Below are 17,139 nucleotides of genomic sequence, written 5' to 3' on the forward strand. Positions count from 1 at the left end.
GCTGCTCCTGTGGGGCGGTAAACACGCGCAGGGGGCGAGTGCATGAGCCTCAGCGCGGCGCCAGGAACAGCTCCATGCGCTGCAGTTCCTCATCCAGCGCGCTGCGAAAGGCGGCATCGCCGGGCGCCGCGCCGGCCACATAGCCGAATGACGGCTCCAGCCGGCCGTCGCGCGCCTGCAGGTTGGCCCAGCCGATCACATGGCCCTGCCAGAGCATGGGCAGGGCGTAGTAGCCGAGCTGACGCCGGGCCGGTGGCGTATAGGCCTCGAACTTGTAGGTCCAGCCCCAGAGCAGCGTGAAGCGGCGCCGGTCCCAGACCACGGGATCGAAGGGCGCGAGCAGGCGCAGCCGCTCGTCGAAGGCATGGCGGCGCGAGCGTGGGTTTTCGTCGGCGGGCCAGTACCAGGTGGTTCCGTCGATGCGGCAGCTGGCCAGCTGCTCGCGCGCCAGCCGCAGCGCCGCCTGGGTCTGCTGCGCCAGATGGGGGGCGCCGTAGCCCAGCAGGCGCACCAGGTAGGTCAGGCTGGGGGCCGGCAGCGGTGCGTACTTGCGCACCACCAGGTCGATCAGCGCGGCGGCGCGCCGGGCGCTGGCGGCGGGGCTGTCGTCGGCCGGCGGGTGAGCGATTGCCTCGTAGACGCGCGTGCCGCTGTCGCGGCGCTTGACGCGCAGAAGGCCCCGGTAGTGCATGCCGTCGAGCAACTGCGTGCTGGCGCTGCCCGAGCCGCCCCAGTAGTTCTTCACGCTTCCGTGCGAGAAATGCTGCTCCACCTCGCGCGGATGCACGGCGCCGCGCTCGCGCACGAAGGCCAGCACCTCGGCGGCCTTGCGCTGCGTCTCGGCATCCCAGGCCTTGCGGGCCTGGCGCGGGTGCATCAGCGCCAGGTGCTCGCTGGGCAGAAAGCCGTAGTTGACCAGGCAGTCCTCGTCGATCGCCAGGCGCGCGTAGCGGCGTTCCAGGTCGCCGGCGCGGTAGTCCTTGACGCGGTGGCGCAGCGTCAGGTCCTGCGCCCGGGCTGGCGCGCGAATCGGGTCTGCCTGCACAAAACCCAGGCGCTGTATGGCCGCAGGCAGGGTGGTCGGTGTGAACAGGGTGCGCGCCACGGCATGGCGGCGCAGGTCGTCAAGGCTCGGTTCGGTGGGCATGGCTTGATTGGAGCACGGCAGGGCCGCCGGGCGGGCCGGTCTCCGTGCCGCCGTACTTCCTGATCCTGCCGTGCCGCTCAGGCCTTCCTGGCACGCCTGCGCCGCCACAGCGCGCGCAGCACCCAGCCCAGCGGCAGCACCACCAGCACCAGCCAGGGCAGCACGGCCGCCACGAAGGTGATCAGCGCGGCCATGCTCTCGCCCAGAACGTGGCCGGCATCGCGCAGCGCGCGGCCTATGGGGCTGTAGCTGGTGCCGCCCTGCACCAGGGCGCGGGTGGGCGTGAACTGGATCTGTATGTGCTGCTTGCTGGTCTGCTGCTCCAGCACCTTGCGCTGGGCGGCCATGGCGTCCAGCTCGGCCTGCGTGTCCGACAGCGTGCGCTGTATCTCCAGCAGGTCGGACATGGTGCGCTTGGTCGTGGTGTCGCGCAGCATCAGGCGCAGGCTGTCGCGGAACTCGGTGCGGTTCCTGATGCGCGCCTCCACGTCGATCACCTCGGCCGTCTTGTCCTCGCTGATGGTGTTCTGCGACACGATGGTGGCCACGCCGGCCAGCGTGCCCAGCAGCCGCTGCACATCGGCCGGCGCCACGCGCATCTCCAGCATGGCGTTGCCGGGCTGCTGGGGCGTCTCGCGCAGAAGGGATGCCGACAGCAACTCGCAGCGCAGCGTGGCACACAGGTCGCGCACCTGGCCCCAGGCATCGGCCAGCTGCGCCTGCGGCACTTCCACGTTCAGCTCCTGGCGCACGGCCAGGAAACGTTGGGCCATCTCGTCCTGCGCCGATGTCTCTGGTGCGGCTGCTGCCGCATCCTCGGCCTGCACGGTGGCGGCGCGGCCTTGCTTCATGCCGGCGCCGCCCGCCATGGGCGCGGGGGCGGGCGCAGATTCCATGGCTGCTGTGTCATGCCGCTGGTTGCAGCCCGCAAGGGCCAGCGTGGCAGCCATTGCCAGCACGGCCGGCAAGGCCATGCGGGAGGGCAGAGTGGAAGGCCGGGGATGCGTCATGAATTTCCTCTTGAAAACAGGCAAGAACAGGCCGCTGTCAGGACACAAAGCTCAAGGCTCAAGGCTCAGGGCTTGCCGCCGGGGCCGAACATGGAGTCCACCTCGGACTGCAGCTCGAAGATGTCGGACACGGTGTAGAGCCAGTCGCCCTTTTGCAGATGGCCGGGGTCCGGCGGCGTCTCCACGCAGGCCTTGACCAGGGTGAACTGGCCGGCCGGGTCGGGCAGGAACTTCAGGCCCGATATGGAAAACCGCGCCACCCGTCCCACGCCATCGTTGTAGCGCCGGCCCCGGGCGCGCACGTCGGCCAGCTCCGCCATCTGCGGCAGGTGGTCAAACACCGCATCGTAGAACTCGACGATGGGGCTCTGGTTGGTCCGGGCGCAGCCGTGCACGTACAGCGCGTAAAAGCGCCCGTCCAGCTCCATGGCCACCACGTCGGCCGCGCGGTAGAAGGTCAGGCTGTCGGGCAGGCCCGGCGAGCGTTTGGGCGGCGCGGGCGGTGTGTCCAGGAAGTCCTGGCGGATCTGCGCCGACTTGCGAAAGAAGTCATCGCTGAGCGCCACCTCGGCATTGAGCACATCGATGGCCGTGCGCGCGGCCGCGTTCAGGCCCGCGTCGGCCAGGCCGTTCCTGTGCAGCACGATCGCCAGGGCCAGCGCCGTCTTGTGCCGGTACAGCGCCGTTGCCTTGGCGTCATCTGCCTGCAGCACGCAGCTCCAGCGCCGCAGCAGGGGCGGCAGGGCATAGCCGCCGTAGTTGGCCGCGATAGCGGCATCGTGCCGGCCCAGCGCAAACGTGCGCGCCATCACGCGCGCCACGTCTTCCTCCAGGGTCTGCACCAGGGTATCGGCCGCCAGCTTGGACAGCGCCTGGGTATGGGTCATGGCCATGGCGTCACTGGCTCCAGTTCGATGGCAGGTTCCTGAAATCCGGCCGGCGGTGGCCGCCGGTGCTGCGTTGTTCGTTGCGGTGCTCGATGCAGTGTTCGATGCTCAGGTCATGGACTTGCATGGGTCTGTCGCAGGCGCCTTCGCGCCGGGGCAGTTGGAACGCCGGCCAGTGTGCCCCAAGCCGGGCCGCTGGCGGGGTGTGGGCGCCATCGGGTCTGTATCGATCCGCTACCGGCGCGGGCAGCCGTGCTGACGTCTTGCCGTCACATGAAGCGGCAAGACTCGTCATTTGCTTTTCATGCGGTTCATGCGGGTCATGTCAAAAAGGGGGCGCCGCCAGCCCCGGGGAGATGCACGATGTTCTGGGACAAGAAGCTCAGGCGCTGGGCCGAGGCCGTGCGTGCGCGGGCCGATCTGCCGGCGCGGCTGGTGCTGTGGAATGGCGAGCAGTTCGACTTCGGCCGCTTCGAGCAGCCGCGCGTCACGCTCACCGTGCGCAGCGCCTCGGCCCTGCCGCTGCTGCTGGACCCCAGCCTGGACCACCTGGGCCAGGCCTATGTGAAGGGCCAGATCGACATCGACGGCCGGCTGCCCGACATCATCGACTTCGGCTATGCGCTGGCTCGCCGCATGTCCAAGACCCAGGGCGCGGGCAAGGGGCCGGGGCGGCTGGCGCTTGTGGCACGCGCGGCCAGGCGCTTTCGGCACAGCCGCAGCACGGACCGCGAATCCATCCAGTACCACTACGACGTCTCCGATGACTTCTACCGCCTCTGGCTGGACGAGGGCATGGTCTATTCCTGCGCCTACTTCGAGAACGGCGACGAGGACCTGGCCACCGCCCAGCGCAAGAAGCTGGACCACATCCTCACCAAGATCCGCCTGCAGCCGGGCCAGCGGCTGCTGGACATCGGCTGCGGCTGGGGCGCCCTGGTGCTGCGCGCGGCCCAGCACTTTGGCGCGCAATGCGTGGGCGTGACGCTGTCGCGCAACCAGTTCGAAGCGGCCACCGAGCGCGTGCGCGCTGCCGGCCTGGCCGACCGCATCGAGATCCGCCTGCAGGACTACCGCGACGTGCAGGGGCGCTTTGATCGCATCACCAGCGTCGGCATGTTCGAGCATGTGGGCCGCCGCAACCTGCCCATGTACTTTGCGCACATGCGCGAGCTGCTGGCAGATGACGGCCTGGCGCTGAACCACGGCATCACCTCCACCGATGCCGACGTGGGCGCCACGGCCCTGGGCGGCGGTGCGTTCATCGACCGGTATGTGTTTCCTGATGGCGAGCTGCCGCACCTGAGTCTGGCGCTGGAGGCCATGCAGCGTGGGGGGCTGGAGGTGCTGGATGTGGAGGGGTTGCGGCGGCATTACGTGCGCACGTTGCAGTTGTGGCTGGAGCGGTTTGAGGCTTGTGTGCCGGAGATTCGGGCGTTGGTGGAGGAGGAGAGGTTTCGGATCTGGAGGGTGTATCTGGCGGGGTGTGCTTATGCGTTTGAACACGATGATGTGTCTATCTTTCAGGTTGTTTGTCGGAGGGCGGGGCAGGGGGCTGCTTCGTTGCCTTGGTCGCGGAGATATATGTACGAGCGGGAGCTGTCCTGATGTCTTGGGACACGGGCGGTGTGTAGCTTGTTCTTGACCCTGCCGGGGGTGTTTTTTCGAGGCCGGGTCTCGGCCCGGCGGCCGACCCGCTTTCTTGTCTCGCCAAGAAACCGGGCCAAAGAAGGCGACCCGGATGCCCGCGACCCTCCGCTGCGCTGCGGGCAACCTGCGTCGTGGCGCTTGCGGGGTTTGCCGCAGAACTCTCTGCGCGCTTCGCGCTCCGCTCAGACAACTGCGGCAAGTCAGATCACGAAGCAAGCCTGTCCTTCGGCAGGCTTGCAACCCCGCAAGCGCCACGACGCAGGCGCGGGCATACGGGAGGGGGGGCGGAGCGGACTGCCGGGGGCAGGGAGCCGCTGGGCGCGGCTGATTGTTCTGGTTTTCTGGATGATCCATCCCGGCTGCGCGGGTTTATCGCAGGGGGCTGGCTGCCTAAGCTGGGTGCTTCATCCAAGCACAAGGAGCGTTTCCATGGCAGACCATTCCATTCGCGGCAAGGTGGCGCTGATTGCAGGCGGCGGCAAGAATCTGGGCGGGCTGATTGCCCGTGATCTGGCGGGGCACGGCGCGCGGGCCGTGGTGGTGCACTACAACAGCGAGTCTTCCCGGGCCGAGGCTGAGACCACGGTGGCCGCAGTGCGGGCGCTGGGCGCAGAGGCCGTGGCGCTGCAGGGTGATCTGACGCGCGCTGGCGCTGTGGAGCGGCTTTTTGCAGAGGCCGTGGACGCCGTGGGCCGGCCGGACATTGCCATCAACACGGTGGGCAAGGTGCTCAAGAAGCCGCTGATGGAGATCAGCGAGGCGGAGTACGACGAGATGGCCGCCGTCAACGGCAAGTCGGCGTTTTTCTTCCTCAAGGAGGCGGGGCGCCATGTCAACGACCACGGCAAGATCGTGACCCTGGTGACTTCGCTGCTGGGCGCGTTCACGCCGTTCTATTCCTCCTACGCGGGTACCAAGGCGCCGGTGGAGCATTTCACGCGGGCGGCGGCCAAGGAGTTCGGGGCGCGGGGCATTTCGGTCACGGCCGTGGGGCCGGGGCCGATGGACACGCCGTTCTTCTACGGCCAGGAAGGCGCGGACGCCGTGGCCTATCACAAGAGCGCGGCGGCGCTGTCGCCGTTCTCGCCTTCGGGGCTGACGCATATCGAAGACGTGGTGCCCTTCATCCGCCACCTGGTCAGCGACGGCTGGTGGATCACCGGGCAGACCATCCTGATCAACGGCGGCTACACCACCAAGTAGGCCAAGTAGAAGGACCGCTGCACGGACTATGCTGCGTCCCATGGACCGACTCGACCGATACCGGATCTTCATGCAGGTGGCCGAGATGGGCAGCTTCATCAAGGCCGCCCATGCCCTGGACCTGCCGCGCGCCACGGTCTCCGCCGCCGTGCAGCAGCTGGAGGAGCAGGTAGGCGCAAGGCTCCTGCACCGCACCACGCGCCAGGTCAGCCTGACGGCCGATGGTGCCCAGTTGCTGGAGCGTGTGCGCCCGCTGCTGTCAGAGGCCGAGGATGTGGAGCAGATGTTCCAGGCCCGCACGCGCCAGGCCACGGGCCGGCTGCATGTGGACGTGCCCAGCCGCATCGCGCGCCGCCTGCTGGCGCCCGCGCTGCCGGGGCTCATGCGCCGGCACCCGGGGCTGCAGCTGGTGCTGGGCTCGTCAGACCGCGCCATCGACCTGGTGCAGGAAGGCGTGGACTGCGCCGTGCGCGTGGGCACCTTGCATGACAGCAGCCTGGTCGTGCGCCCGCAGGGCTGCATTGCCCTCATCAACTGCGCCAGCCCCGCCTACCTGCGCGAGCACGGCCTGCCCGAGCAGCCGCAGGACCTGCTGCACGGCCACTGGAGCGTGGGCTATGCCTCGCCGCGCACCGGGCGGGAACTGCCCTGGGAATGGAGTGGGGCGAGCGATGTGGATGGGGTGGATGGAGTGGATGGGCCGCAGACCCTGGCCGTGCCCAGCCGTGTGGTCACCAACAACGCAGAAAGCTACATCGCCTGCTGCCGCGCCGGCCTGGGGCTGATCCAGATCCCGCGCTATGACGTGCAGCACCTGCTGGACACGGGCGAGCTTGTGGAAGTGCTGCCCGCCCACCGCGCAGCGCCCATGCCCGTGGCCCTGCTGTATCCGCACCGCCGCCAGCGCTCTCGCCGGCTGGCGGTTTTCATCGAGTGGTTCGAGGCGCTGATGCGGCCGAACCTGGAGCCGTAGGCGCAACCCCTGTCGTCCCAGACGCCCCAGTCACCGCAGCCGCCCCGGCCGCAGGGTGAGGCTGGGCCCCGTCGTCGTCATGAATGGGCCGGTAGCCCGGCCCGAAGGACACATCGCCCAGCCGCCAGCCCTCGCGCCGGCGAAACGCCCCCCAGAACCGCTTGAGCGTATGCCACTGCATGGCCACCAGCCCGCGCTCGTTGTCGGCATCCACTTCGGGGTCGCTCACGCCCGTGGGGCGCACGGGCTCGTCGGTGTACAGCGCCGTGCCAAACAGCATGTCCCACCAGGGCAGCACCTGCCCAAAATTGCAGTTGTGGCGCGTGGGCCGATCCGGGTCGCGCAGCATGTGGTGGTGGCGGTGGAACAGCGGGCCCACCAGCACGCGCTCACCCACGCGGCCCAGCCAGCCCAGGCGCAGCCGCACATTGGCGTGCGAGAAGTTCTGCACCAGCTCGCTCAGCAGCCCCAGCAGCGCAAACTCCGAAGGCTCCACCCCCATCGCCAGCCCCACCGTGGCCAGGATGAAGGACTGCAGCATGCCGTCCAGGTAATGGCTACGGTCATTGCTCCAGCAGCTCATCTGGCGCTGGCTGTGGTGCATGCTGTGCATGGCCCACCACCAGGGAATCACATGCTGGGCGCGGTGCATCCAGTAATACACCAAGTCGTAGACCACGTAGTACACCAGGAACAGCGCCACCGGATGGTCCGCAAACCACGGCACCCAATGCTTGAGCCCCGTGGCCTCCTCGGCCGCAGGCCCGCCGCCCAGCATGCTGGCAAACGGCATCAGCACCAGAAAACTGAACAGCGGAAACAGCCCCAGCAGCATCAGCAGCGTGTAGTTGCGGTCCACCGTGGTCAGCCGCCGGTCGCTCCAGCGCTCGGCCGGAAACAGGCTCTCCAGCGGCCGCATCACGCCCGCGATCAGGAACAGCTGCAGCCCGGCAATCAGCACCGCCTCGGCAATCTCGCGCGGATCGCCGGCCGCCTGGGCGATGTCCAGCCAGTGGACGGTGGGAGTTACGGCGTGGGTGGCGAGCCAGGTGATGGCTGCCTGCCACAGCTCGGTCAGTGAAGTCATGTCTTGTGCCTGCAAGAAGGGCCGGGGGAGGGCTGGGGGTTGCGGGCGGGATTATGGGGTGGGGGTGTGGAGGGAGTGTGTGGGGGCTTGGGTCACGACCTAACCCGTGCACGCCTCCACTGAGCGGATCTTTGTAGAGCAGCTAAGGTATGGCTTTTCCAGATATTTGCTGTACAGCAAATATCTGGAAAAAAGCAAACATGCTGCCCTTCTGCGTCAGTGGGGACTGTTGTAGCGACCGACTCTTTCAACTTTAATTATTCCGGCCTACTGGCTTATACAGCTATCCGGGCACTGTTCCTGTGAGGCAATGTTTTTGTTCGGGAGGGCTTGCGGTCACGGGCAAGACTAAGGGGGGGGACGTGTACGGATTCTACAAAGTAGCCGAAAAAGAATGGATGGTAATTCGCAGATTAATATGAAATTCCAGCCATAATTTATTATTAATCAAAGGTGTTGGGACTGTTGCTGAAAATAAATTTTATGATGTAAGGTGTTGTGTATTTTTCTATTAATCAGATAGACCGATTGCGCTTGCAATCGTTATGGAACCCGCATGGCTAGCGCTTACAAGCCAATGAGAGATATTTTGCTCTTTCGCTAAATTGTGAATTAGTCGATGGAGTTGTACTTTTGGTGCTCCGAGGTCATTGTGAAGAATTTCGACATCTACAAAAGAAATACCATTTCCCCAACCTATTTTAAGTGCTTTCATTACAGCCTCTTTAATCGCGAAGCGTGATGCTAGTTTTTCAATGCGGCGGATATCTTCTCCAGCGGAATTCAACTCCTTCGTTGTGAAATAGAGGTGTAAGTGGTTCGATGCTAGTTTATTAACTAGGTTTCCAAAGCGTGACGTGTCGACGATATCAATACCATGAACTATGAAATTTCCTTTGTGGAGATTTCGATCCATAACATGAGCGAAAGTCATAGTTGTAAATTGTGTTTTTAAATTGATGGAGGGCCCATAAAAGTTAATTTTTGAGTATCTTGATCTACCAATATACGGCCACCTTCGTGCTCTTTGACCTGCCTCCAAACTTGAAAACCCTGTAATATGGAGTTTTGCCATTCGGCTAAAGATCTTTCTTTTACTTCGAGGAATGAAGTTAGACCCTTGATTGTTTTTAGAAGTTCGTCATCTATCGTTGAAATTCCATCAAGCCATTGATGATTTCTTGCATAATCAAATACAAGAGCTGAAACAGCTTCGTCGATGACTTGGGCTCTGCCACCATCATCTACCTCATCTTTGTCACTGTCACTTTTCCGCTTAAGCTTCATTAGCTTTCTGATTACGGGTGACCATCCAAGAACAGCGATGTAGCCCAGATGGAAAACATCATGGAAGCGATATCCATCTGGATCATTGGAGTTATCTGTTAAAGGGTCTCCGGTCTCAATGCCATTAATCATCAATCTGATCTTTGGATTTTTGCCATTGCTTATTGTTTTTATCTCAACCTGCATTTTTCTTGGCAATCGTTCACTCTCTGGAAAGTCTTTGTCAAAAGCCACAGTTGATGTATCGCCCTGCCCCCATCTATTTTGAGTTTTATTAAGGTTTGTTTGAGCTATTTGATTTAAATCTAAACCAAATTTGGTTGCGAGATTAGCAATGTACCAAAGTAAATCGCCGAGCTCTTCTTCAACGCGGTCCTTAAATAATCTATGTGCGTCACCGTCGCGTAAATGTTTTTTATACTCACTGAGTAGCTCTCCTGCTTCACCAGCAAGTCCCAGAAAAGGAACTACTAATGAAGCGTTTACGTCGCTAGAACTCTCCTGTGAGGGGATCTTGTCAGTTAATTGAGCTTGCTGCTGGTAATCGTTGAAATTCATTATGTGCCTTTGAAGTCTAAGTTTCCCTGGATAGATAGTAGGTTAATCTCGGTATCAAATGCTCGAGGTGTGAGGGTTTCGTCTATTTTTTTATTTAGACCCCATTTGGGAGGGAACCACGGTTGTTCTATTGGGCCTGTAGGTGTGAAGTTCTGCTTAATGCGCGTTCTACCTGATATACCGGTGATATCTGGGTGGGCAACTCTTGCATATTTATCGATTTCACAGAAAAGGTTTTGACAATCTATTAGCTGTAAGCGCCTTCCCCATAAGGATTCAAAGTTAATACCTAGGCGATCAAATTCTCTCTCTTGGTTATCTGCCATTAATCTGATTAACTCAGCTTCATTAAGGCCAGCACTATCCAAGAAACATTTTCTCAGGCCGTCCTTTGCTCCAGGTCCTGGAACAACAAAGTCCATTTCAGAGAATTGAGTGATTTCGCTATAGTTTATATCGGTGATAAACTGATATGCCAAGAAATCACCTATTGTTGGATAACTTCGGAGCAGCTCAAATGCAGTTTGCATTTTTTTTAGTTGCTCTAAATGCCCGGCAAGATTATCCGCCATCATTTTTTCTAATAAGCGTAAGTGATTTTGATGTTTGGCTTGATGGCCGAATGCAGATCCCCCCGGTGGCATAATATAAGCGGCTGAATAAATGCGCCCGCCAGCCTTCATGGCGCTACTTAAAACATGATCATAGTGCTCAAACTTGTAGTTTTTATAGGAAACTTCCCCAAAAGTATTTTCAAGTAACTGCCAAGTCTCTATTTTGTTAAAAAGTTTGAAAAGAATTATTCGAAAGAGAACTTCTGCTGAGTTTGAGGGCAAGTCATCACGATAGATGACGCGCTTTATCAAATACTGGCTAACCCGATCTGAGGCACGATAGGCGTTGGTAAATTTGTGTTTAAGTATGACGGGATCTGTTGTCCACGGGGCTGGACTATTTTCCAATCTTCGGAGAAATACCTTTTGTCTCTCCGCTGCAAAACGCCAATAACTATCAAATACAGGCGTGACTTTTATCGGTAAAAGATGATTTGAATAGTCCGCCATCCCTTTTGGGTTGGCGGAATAGTTCCTTTGGTTTGAAGAATCTTTCACCTCTGGATTCGATTTCACTATTTAGACTCTTTGACGGCCTCGTTCGCAATTTCTACGAGAGGATCATAAACTGGATCGGATTTTGGATACTCATCTAATTTTTCAACACCGATGAAAACATTCACCCTAGCGAGCTGAATTCCCATTTCATGTGCCATAAAGGCACCTAGTTGAGAAAGTCCAAGATAATTTCCATATGCTTTTGAAAATAACTTCTGTGTTGCATAGAAAGAGTTTAGAACGAGACCTTTCTTAGTTCGGTCAAAGCTAACATGCTGTAAGCATGGAAATTGCAATTGTGCAGTAGACGTATGATCTCTCGATGGGTCAAAAATGCTAGCTTGAAACATTGAGTCGCGAACTCCCGCTCTAGCTTCAAATTGAGACAAAATCCACTCAAGTTGATTGCCTTGAGTACTCTCTGGACCCTGTGTAATCAGCCTTTGAAAATACAATCCTCTACTATTTCCGGATTTATTTCTGGCAACATAACGTGGATAGGCATCCATATACATTCGGAAAAGTGCATTACGGTCTCCTTGCGCAATTTGCCATAAACGTTGAGGAAATATTGTAAAGGCAACATTCTCAATACTTCGGCGATTCTTCGCGGACAACGCTTTGTCTAGTGCAGCTCTAAGTCTAAGGTCTTCAGTGGGTGCACCACTCTGATCAAAACCAGAGATACTAATGATTAGTGGGGATATTTCAGTGCCAGAATTCTGCTTTGCAAATAAAAAGGCTTTTGCCCATGCATAAGACAAGTTTTTTTCATTAATCAAATTGGGAACAGACGGATCAGATTTTTTACTCATCATTTATCTCCTCTAGGTGACGAAATTTTGCCAGACCAACGTATTTCCGTGGTGCTATCCGAACGTAAGTGGCCCAAGAAGTTGCTGGAATTGCAATCCTTGTAATGCCACACTTTGCAGCTCGAAAAAGTCGACCCGTTGTCAGGGTTTGTTCGGGAGATAAAACTGCAGCATCAACAACAACGCCGGCAGGTAGCAATAATAAAGCTCCCTGTTCTACATCTAGCGTTGACGAGTTCCAGTATTCATCTGCAACAGTTAGCGGCTCAGATACTTCTACACCGAGCAGCGCAGTACGAATCATTTTTGGGGTAATCTTCCCCAATTTATTACGGTGATCTATACTGATCGTGCGAATTCCGTATGCAAGATGATTAACCAGCGTTGACTGCCCAACCCCGAAGTTACAGGCAATCGCATACATTTCCAATGCCGTAGCCTTGTTTGGATCTAGTTTCCGTGCAGAAAATGCCTCACGTAGACCAAGCGTTGGCATTAGCGTGAACGCTGCAAACGCATCTGCCAATATTTCTGCTGGTGGGCGGTCTTGTCGTTTTGTTAAATCTTCTTGTAGCTCATCAATAGTTGAGCCATGACCAAAGATATGATGTCCAAGCTCATGCGCGCATGTGAAATTACGCCGAGCTAAAGGACGAAGAGCTGAAATATGAATTCTTGGTTTAGGTGTGCGATCATACATCCCTTCCATATTTATGTCATTGAAACGGACAGGGACATTTAACGATTCACTTAACCCGTATATGCAAATCGGGCTTTTGAGATCAAAACCTGCTTTTATTCGGGTGGCTGCTGACGCTTGCTGAGCTTGTAAAATAAGGGCTTTGCGGTCTCTAGCTGAAAGTGGTGCGAGCTGAGCAGTCATTTTTATTCTCCAACTGATTTCTCATCGTCATTACTTCGCATAGAGGCAAGAAGACGAAGCAGGCGATCTAAGTCATCAGATTTAAGCTTGCTTAACTCTCTGGCTGCAAGCTGCAGACGAGGGTCTGCCGCTTCTAGCTGCTCCGCAGACTCTCCTAAAATCCAAGAGACCGTTACGTCATACGTATTGGAGAAAATGGTTAATTCATCGGCTGAAACTCGACGGTTGCCTGCCTCTATTTCAGAAATAGTGGGGCGATGCATTTGGAGTAATTTGGCTACTTGACCTTGAGAAAGCCCCGCGGCCTTTCTTGCCTCTCTTAGCCGTGTGGCAATAGCAGGGCGGCTCGCATCTACCTTCGGAATCATCGAGCACCTGCTATTTTTGGTGTTGAAACTGCTTGTTTCTTTATAAGCTTTAGTACTGCTGCTACTGTTTCATCAATAGTCAATGCTTCGTCTGTGCCTTTTTTTGCAAAAATATTCACATCATTTGGAATTGTGATACCTAGCTTATCTGCTAGTAGGCCAGTAGCGATAGGCCATATTTTACTGTCAAACTCAGGAATCTCTTCAATTGGTTTGGTTTTTCCAGTCAATGGTGGGCAGTCCAATCCACTGGTCTTTTGAATAAATTTCAAGACCTCTTCTAGCGCTTTTTTAACCTGCGAAGCATCCATTTGTTTCTCCGTTCTTACCACAAGTAAGAATATCTTACCACAAGATTATTTCTTTGTAAATATCTTTTGGTAGATTTTGTTGTGACGTATATAAGTGGATTAGAGTGTGCTAATTGAAACCTATTATGAAATCCAAGTTTTTGAAATGAATATTCCTGGTGATGTATAAATTATGCCTATAAGACTATTACTGTCTGCGATGTTGCCAACGAGCGCTACTCGGGTAATCCCGGTTGAGACATCTTCTTAGGCTGTACTCCTTGCTAGCTCCCAGCTACGACATCTTTGATTCTTCAGTAATTTTCTTGATCAATCTGTCGCCATCAAGGCGCTGCACTATGCAGTGCCAGAGATCACGAAAAGATGCACTGAGTGTTAATTAGCATTGCGATGCACTTGTTCGTATTCGAGATTGACCTCCGCAAGCCTCTCAGGCGAGTTGAAGGTATCGTGTTTGCAAACAGGCTGGCTGCGTTGTGCAGAGGGTTTGGCATGGCGCTCAAAGCATCATGGGTTTAAAAAAACGTCGCTTAACTGCTGACCTGAGGCAAGACTTGCGCAACATCATTCACGAACAGCAAGATCCGATGGACCTCTCTCTCCCCAAACTTGAAGACCTAGCCATCGACGCCGTCCTGCACCTGGGCGCTGCCCTCGAAGTGCTGGAGCTGCACGCCAGCCACAAGGTCACGGCCATTAATTGCGTCTGCCGCGACCTGCTGCGCATCTACTACGCCAAGGCCGATCAGGCGCAGTCGCTGGAGCCGCAGGACAAGGAACTGCTGGGCCTGCTGCACGACACGGCGGTGGACCTGGGCTATGCCGTCGAGGTGGTGGACCATCTCAATGGCGACGAGGCCGATGACCCCATCCTCTATGCCGTGAGCTATCTGCTCAAGGCGGCCAAGCGGTTTGCGGACGAGGGCGTTGCTGCGGGGCTTGCCGTGAAGGGGTAGGGCGCAGGGCTGCCGCCTGCGTTGCAGGGGCGGGGCTTCAAGGGCAGGGTTTGAGGTGCGCTGCCGTTGCCTGCTCGGTGAGCGGGTCTTCGGCCAGGGCCTGCAGCAGCGCGTCCAGCAGGCCGGGAAAGCGCGCATCCAGATCTTCGCGGCGCAGGGAGAGCAGGTTTTCCCGGCCATCGGGGCGCTGCCAGATCACGCCGCTGTCGCGCAGCACGCGCCAGTGGTGGGTCATGGTGGATTTGGACTGGCCCTGAAGCAGCGAGCCGCAGGCGCGCTCATGGCCTGCGGCCAGCGCGCGCACCACGGCCAGGCGCAGGGGGTTGCCCAAGGCGTTGAGCAGGTTTTCCAGGCGTATCTGTTCGCGGTCGGGGTGGTTGGCAAGCATGAATCGTCCAGTCGATGGGGCGCCACTGTGCCATGGAAGCAATGCCGCACGTCGCTGATGCGGCGTGGCGCGGGCAGTTATCTGGCAGACAGGGTCATGGCGTGGTGAAAACATGGATCGTTCTGCAAGAAGTTGCGGAAGATAGTACGATTGTCTTCGTACATTCCAATTGTCATCAACCCTCATTCAACCCCCGCGAGAATCCGACCCTTCGAACCGGCAGATCACGCACTTACGCTTTCGCAGCACCCAGGAGTCCTTTCATGGCCCGCCATACCCCCATAGAACGCTATCGCAACATTGGTATCTCCGCGCACATCGATGCCGGCAAGACCACCACGACCGAGCGCATCCTGTTCTACACCGGGGTGAGCCACAAACTGGGCGAGGTGCACGAGGGCGCCGCCATCATGGACTGGATGGAGCAGGAGCAGGAGCGCGGCATCACCATCACCTCGGCGGCCACGACCTGCTTCTGGAAGGGCATGGACGGCCGCTTTGACCAGCACCGCATCAACATCATCGACACCCCGGGCCACGTGGACTTCACCATCGAGGTGGAGCGCTCCATGCGCGTGCTCGACGGCGCCGTCATGGTCTATGACGCCGTGGGCGGCGTGCAGCCGCAGTCAGAGACGGTCTGGCGCCAGGCCAACAAGTACAAGGTGCCGCGCCTGGCCTTCGTCAACAAGATGGACCGCACGGGCGCGGATTTTCTGCGCGTGCGGCAGATGATGATCGACCGCCTCAAGGCCAACCCCGTGCCCATCGTGCTGCCCATTGGCGCGGAGCAGCAGTTCACCGGCGTGGTGGACCTGCTCAAGATGAAGGCCATCATCTGGGACGAGGCCACGCAGGGCATGAAGTTCGAGTACCAGGAGATTCCCGCAGCCATGGTGGCAGACGCCAAGAAGTGGCGCGAGTCCATGGTGGAGGCGGCTGCCGAGGCCAGCGAAGACCTGATGAACCGCTACCTGGAAGAGGGCGACCTGCCCGAGGCCGACATCCTGCGCGGCCTGCGCCTGCGCACCATTGCGGGCGAGATCCAGCCCATGCTGTGCGGCTCGGCCTTCAAGAACAAGGGTGTGCAGCGCCTGCTGGATGCCGTGGTCGAGCTCATGCCTTCGCCGCTGGAGGTGCCACCCGTGGAAGGCCATGCGGAAGACGGCTCCATCATCGTGCGCCATGCCGATGACAGCGAGAAATTCTCTGCCCTGGCCTTCAAGCTGATGACCGACCCCTTTGTGGGCCAGCTCACCTTTGTGCGCGTCTACTCGGGCGTGCTCAACAAGGGCGACAGCGTGCTCAACTCCGTCAAGGACAAGAAGGAGCGCATCGGCCGCATCGTGCAGATGCATGCCAATGAACGCCTGGAGGTCGATGAAATCCACGCCGGCGACATTGCCGCCTGCGTGGGCCTGAAGGACGTGACCACGGGCGAGACCCTGTGCGACCCGTCCGCGCCCATCGTGCTGGAGAAGATGGTCTTCCCCGAGCCCGTCATCGCCCAGGCCGTGGAGCCCAAGTCCAAGGCCGACCAGGAAAAGATGGGCATTGCCCTGTCGCGCCTGGCGGCCGAAGACCCGTCGTTCCGCGTGCGCACCGATGAGGAATCGGGGCAGACCATCATTGCCGGCATGGGCGAGCTGCACCTGGAAATCATCGTGGACCGCATGAAGCGCGAGTTCAACGTGGAAGCCAACGTGGGCAAGCCCCAGGTGGCCTACCGCGAGACCATCCGCAAGAAAGTCACCGATGTGGACGGCAAGTTCGTGCGCCAGTCCGGCGGCAAGGGCCAGTACGGCCACGTGGTCTTCACGGTGGAGCCCCAGGAACCCGGCAAGGGCTTCGAGTTCGTCGACGCCATCAAGGGCGGCGTGGTGCCGCGCGAGTACATCCCTGCGGTGGAAAAGGGCGTGGTCGAGGCCTTGACCAGCGGCGTGCTGGCCGGCTACCCCGTGGTGGACGTCAAGGTCACGCTGACCTTCGGCTCCTATCACGACGTGGACTCCAACGAAATGGCCTTCAAGATGGCGGCCATCTTCGGCTTCAAGGAAGCGGCGAGAAAGGCCAGCCCCGTCATCCTCGAACCCATGATGGCCGTGGAAGTCGAGACGCCTGAGGACTACGCCGGCACCGTCATGGGCGACCTGTCCTCGCGGCGCGGCATGGTGCAGGGCATGGACGACATGGCCGGCGGCGGCAAGTCCATCAAGGCCGAAGTGCCCCTGTCCGAAATGTTCGGCTACGCCACCTCCCTGCGCTCGCAAACGCAAGGCCGTGCCACCTACTCCATGGAGTTCAAGCACTACGCCGAAGCACCGCGCAACGTGGCCGAGGCTGTGATCAACGCACGCGCGAGGTAAAAGAGGCGGTAAACGTGCAGTGGGCAGCATGCTGCCCCTGACCGTGTCCCGCTCTCACCCCTCCCGTATGCCCACGCCTGCGTCGGGCTGCCTGCGGGGTTGCAGTCCTGCCGCAGGACAGGACTGCCTCGTCATCTG

17 protein-coding genes are annotated in these 17,139 nt (G+C 58.9%); 5 read left to right on the forward strand and 12 right to left on the reverse strand.

Features of this window, described 5'->3' with window-relative positions:
• Window positions 1-49 precede the first annotated feature (49 nt).
• The 3 genes from BO996_RS10745 to BO996_RS10755 form a co-directional block, all read right to left on the reverse strand.
• Window positions 50-1,147 carry a DNA glycosylase AlkZ-like family protein gene (locus tag BO996_RS10745; RefSeq protein ID WP_071954712.1) on the reverse strand — a complete coding sequence of 366 codons (1,098 nt, stop codon included), beginning with the start codon at window positions 1,145-1,147 and terminating at the stop codon, window positions 50-52.
• 77 nt (window positions 1,148-1,224) lie between these two features.
• Window positions 1,225-2,157: a DUF4349 domain-containing protein gene (locus tag BO996_RS10750; RefSeq protein ID WP_047325822.1), complete on the reverse strand. Its 933-nt coding sequence runs from the start codon at window positions 2,155-2,157 to the stop codon at window positions 1,225-1,227.
• Window positions 2,158-2,222: 65 nt separating this feature from the next.
• Window positions 2,223-3,050, reverse strand: a complete 828-nt coding sequence (locus BO996_RS10755) for a hypothetical protein (protein ID WP_071954713.1) — start codon at window positions 3,048-3,050, stop codon at window positions 2,223-2,225.
• A 357-nt stretch (window positions 3,051-3,407) separates the two neighbouring features.
• On the opposite strand from BO996_RS10755, the gene BO996_RS10760 reads away from it, so the two are divergent.
• The 3 genes from BO996_RS10760 (at window position 3,408) to BO996_RS10770 (ending at window position 6,870) form a co-directional block, all read left to right on the forward strand.
• Window positions 3,408-4,652, forward strand: coding sequence for an SAM-dependent methyltransferase (locus BO996_RS10760; protein WP_071954714.1), 1,245 nt, complete (start codon window positions 3,408-3,410; stop codon window positions 4,650-4,652).
• Between the two features lie 471 nt (window positions 4,653-5,123).
• On the forward strand, window positions 5,124-5,897 hold the full coding sequence (locus BO996_RS10765) for an SDR family oxidoreductase (RefSeq protein WP_016453872.1): 774 nt from the start codon (window positions 5,124-5,126) through the stop codon (window positions 5,895-5,897).
• 40 nt (window positions 5,898-5,937) lie between these two features.
• Window positions 5,938-6,870, forward strand: a complete 933-nt coding sequence (locus tag BO996_RS10770; protein ID WP_071957070.1) for a LysR family transcriptional regulator — start codon at window positions 5,938-5,940, stop codon at window positions 6,868-6,870.
• On the opposite strand, the gene BO996_RS10775 is transcribed toward BO996_RS10770, so the two are convergent.
• From BO996_RS10775 to BO996_RS10810, 8 genes are all read right to left on the reverse strand, one after another.
• Entirely contained in the window at window positions 6,824-7,957 is a 1,134-nt protein-coding gene (locus BO996_RS10775) for a sterol desaturase family protein (protein WP_071954715.1), read from the reverse strand. The genes BO996_RS10770 and BO996_RS10775 overlap by 47 nt on opposite strands.
• A 511-nt stretch (window positions 7,958-8,468) precedes the next feature.
• On the reverse strand, window positions 8,469-8,891 hold the full coding sequence (acpS, locus tag BO996_RS10780; protein ID WP_083571135.1) for a holo-ACP synthase: 423 nt from the start codon (window positions 8,889-8,891) through the stop codon (window positions 8,469-8,471).
• A 17-nt stretch (window positions 8,892-8,908) separates the two neighbouring features.
• On the reverse strand, window positions 8,909-9,802 hold the full coding sequence (locus BO996_RS10785; RefSeq protein WP_071954716.1) for a nucleoside triphosphate pyrophosphohydrolase family protein: 894 nt from the start codon (window positions 9,800-9,802) through the stop codon (window positions 8,909-8,911).
• Complete coding sequence (locus BO996_RS10790; RefSeq protein WP_232240512.1) at window positions 9,802-10,932, reverse strand: nucleotide kinase domain-containing protein; 1,131 nt, start codon at window positions 10,930-10,932, stop codon at window positions 9,802-9,804. Before BO996_RS10790 ends, BO996_RS10785 begins: the two co-directional genes overlap by 1 nt.
• A complete protein-coding gene (locus BO996_RS10795) occupies window positions 10,932-11,729 on the reverse strand; it encodes a thymidylate synthase (RefSeq protein WP_071957072.1) in 798 nt (265 codons plus the stop codon). Before BO996_RS10795 ends, BO996_RS10790 begins: the two co-directional genes overlap by 1 nt.
• Window positions 11,722-12,612, reverse strand: coding sequence for an ImmA/IrrE family metallo-endopeptidase (locus BO996_RS10800; RefSeq protein ID WP_071954718.1), 891 nt, complete (start codon window positions 12,610-12,612; stop codon window positions 11,722-11,724). Before BO996_RS10800 ends, BO996_RS10795 begins: the two co-directional genes overlap by 8 nt.
• A gap of 2 nt (window positions 12,613-12,614) precedes the next feature.
• A complete protein-coding gene (locus BO996_RS10805) occupies window positions 12,615-12,980 on the reverse strand; it encodes a helix-turn-helix domain-containing protein (RefSeq protein ID WP_071954719.1) in 366 nt (121 codons plus the stop codon).
• A complete protein-coding gene (locus BO996_RS10810; protein WP_071954720.1) occupies window positions 12,977-13,291 on the reverse strand; it encodes a hypothetical protein in 315 nt (104 codons plus the stop codon). Before BO996_RS10810 ends, BO996_RS10805 begins: the two co-directional genes overlap by 4 nt.
• Before the next feature lie 587 nt (window positions 13,292-13,878).
• Here BO996_RS10810 and BO996_RS10815 point away from each other — a divergent pair.
• Window positions 13,879-14,247 carry a hypothetical protein gene (locus BO996_RS10815; RefSeq protein WP_071954721.1) on the forward strand — a complete coding sequence of 123 codons (369 nt, stop codon included), beginning with the start codon at window positions 13,879-13,881 and terminating at the stop codon, window positions 14,245-14,247.
• A gap of 37 nt (window positions 14,248-14,284) precedes the next feature.
• On the opposite strand, the gene BO996_RS10820 is transcribed toward BO996_RS10815, so the two are convergent.
• On the reverse strand, window positions 14,285-14,635 hold the full coding sequence (locus BO996_RS10820) for an ArsR/SmtB family transcription factor (RefSeq protein ID WP_012204227.1): 351 nt from the start codon (window positions 14,633-14,635) through the stop codon (window positions 14,285-14,287).
• 263 nt (window positions 14,636-14,898) lie between these two features.
• Between BO996_RS10820 and fusA the strand changes: the two genes are divergently transcribed.
• Window positions 14,899-17,001, forward strand: coding sequence for an elongation factor G (gene fusA, locus BO996_RS10825; protein WP_013803524.1), 2,103 nt, complete (start codon window positions 14,899-14,901; stop codon window positions 16,999-17,001).
• Window positions 17,002-17,139: the final 138 nt, after the last annotated feature.

Origin of the sequence: Delftia sp. HK171 (genome assembly GCF_001886655.1) — a bacterium.
Classification (GTDB): Bacteria; Pseudomonadota; Gammaproteobacteria; order Burkholderiales; family Burkholderiaceae_C; genus Comamonas; species Comamonas acidovorans.

What these genes read in the sequence shown, in the direction of transcription:
- BO996_RS10800 (WP_071954718.1), bottom strand. Translation starts at nt 12,612, where the DNA reads ATGACTGCTCAGCTCGCACCACTTTCAGCTAGAGACCGCAAAGCCCTT.
- BO996_RS10755 (WP_071954713.1), bottom strand. Translation starts at nt 3,050, where the DNA reads ATGGCCATGACCCATACCCAGGCGCTGTCCAAGCTGGCGGCCGATACC.
- BO996_RS10810 (WP_071954720.1), bottom strand. Translation starts at nt 13,291, where the DNA reads ATGGATGCTTCGCAGGTTAAAAAAGCGCTAGAAGAGGTCTTGAAATTT.
- BO996_RS10770 (WP_071957070.1), top strand. Translation starts at nt 5,938, where the DNA reads ATGGACCGACTCGACCGATACCGGATCTTCATGCAGGTGGCCGAGATG.
- BO996_RS10795 (WP_071957072.1), bottom strand. Translation starts at nt 11,729, where the DNA reads ATGAGTAAAAAATCTGATCCGTCTGTTCCCAATTTGATTAATGAAAAA.
- BO996_RS10820 (WP_012204227.1), bottom strand. Translation starts at nt 14,635, where the DNA reads ATGCTTGCCAACCACCCCGACCGCGAACAGATACGCCTGGAAAACCTG.
- BO996_RS10785 (WP_071954716.1), bottom strand. Translation starts at nt 9,802, where the DNA reads ATGAATTTCAACGATTACCAGCAGCAAGCTCAATTAACTGACAAGATC.
- acpS (WP_083571135.1), bottom strand. Translation starts at nt 8,891, where the DNA reads ATGACTTTCGCTCATGTTATGGATCGAAATCTCCACAAAGGAAATTTC.
- BO996_RS10805 (WP_071954719.1), bottom strand. Translation starts at nt 12,980, where the DNA reads ATGATTCCGAAGGTAGATGCGAGCCGCCCTGCTATTGCCACACGGCTA.
- BO996_RS10765 (WP_016453872.1), top strand. Translation starts at nt 5,124, where the DNA reads ATGGCAGACCATTCCATTCGCGGCAAGGTGGCGCTGATTGCAGGCGGC.
- BO996_RS10750 (WP_047325822.1), bottom strand. Translation starts at nt 2,157, where the DNA reads ATGACGCATCCCCGGCCTTCCACTCTGCCCTCCCGCATGGCCTTGCCG.
- fusA (WP_013803524.1), top strand. Translation starts at nt 14,899, where the DNA reads ATGGCCCGCCATACCCCCATAGAACGCTATCGCAACATTGGTATCTCC.
- BO996_RS10760 (WP_071954714.1), top strand. Translation starts at nt 3,408, where the DNA reads ATGTTCTGGGACAAGAAGCTCAGGCGCTGGGCCGAGGCCGTGCGTGCG.
- BO996_RS10815 (WP_071954721.1), top strand. Translation starts at nt 13,879, where the DNA reads ATGGACCTCTCTCTCCCCAAACTTGAAGACCTAGCCATCGACGCCGTC.
- BO996_RS10745 (WP_071954712.1), bottom strand. Translation starts at nt 1,147, where the DNA reads ATGCCCACCGAACCGAGCCTTGACGACCTGCGCCGCCATGCCGTGGCG.
- BO996_RS10775 (WP_071954715.1), bottom strand. Translation starts at nt 7,957, where the DNA reads ATGACTTCACTGACCGAGCTGTGGCAGGCAGCCATCACCTGGCTCGCC.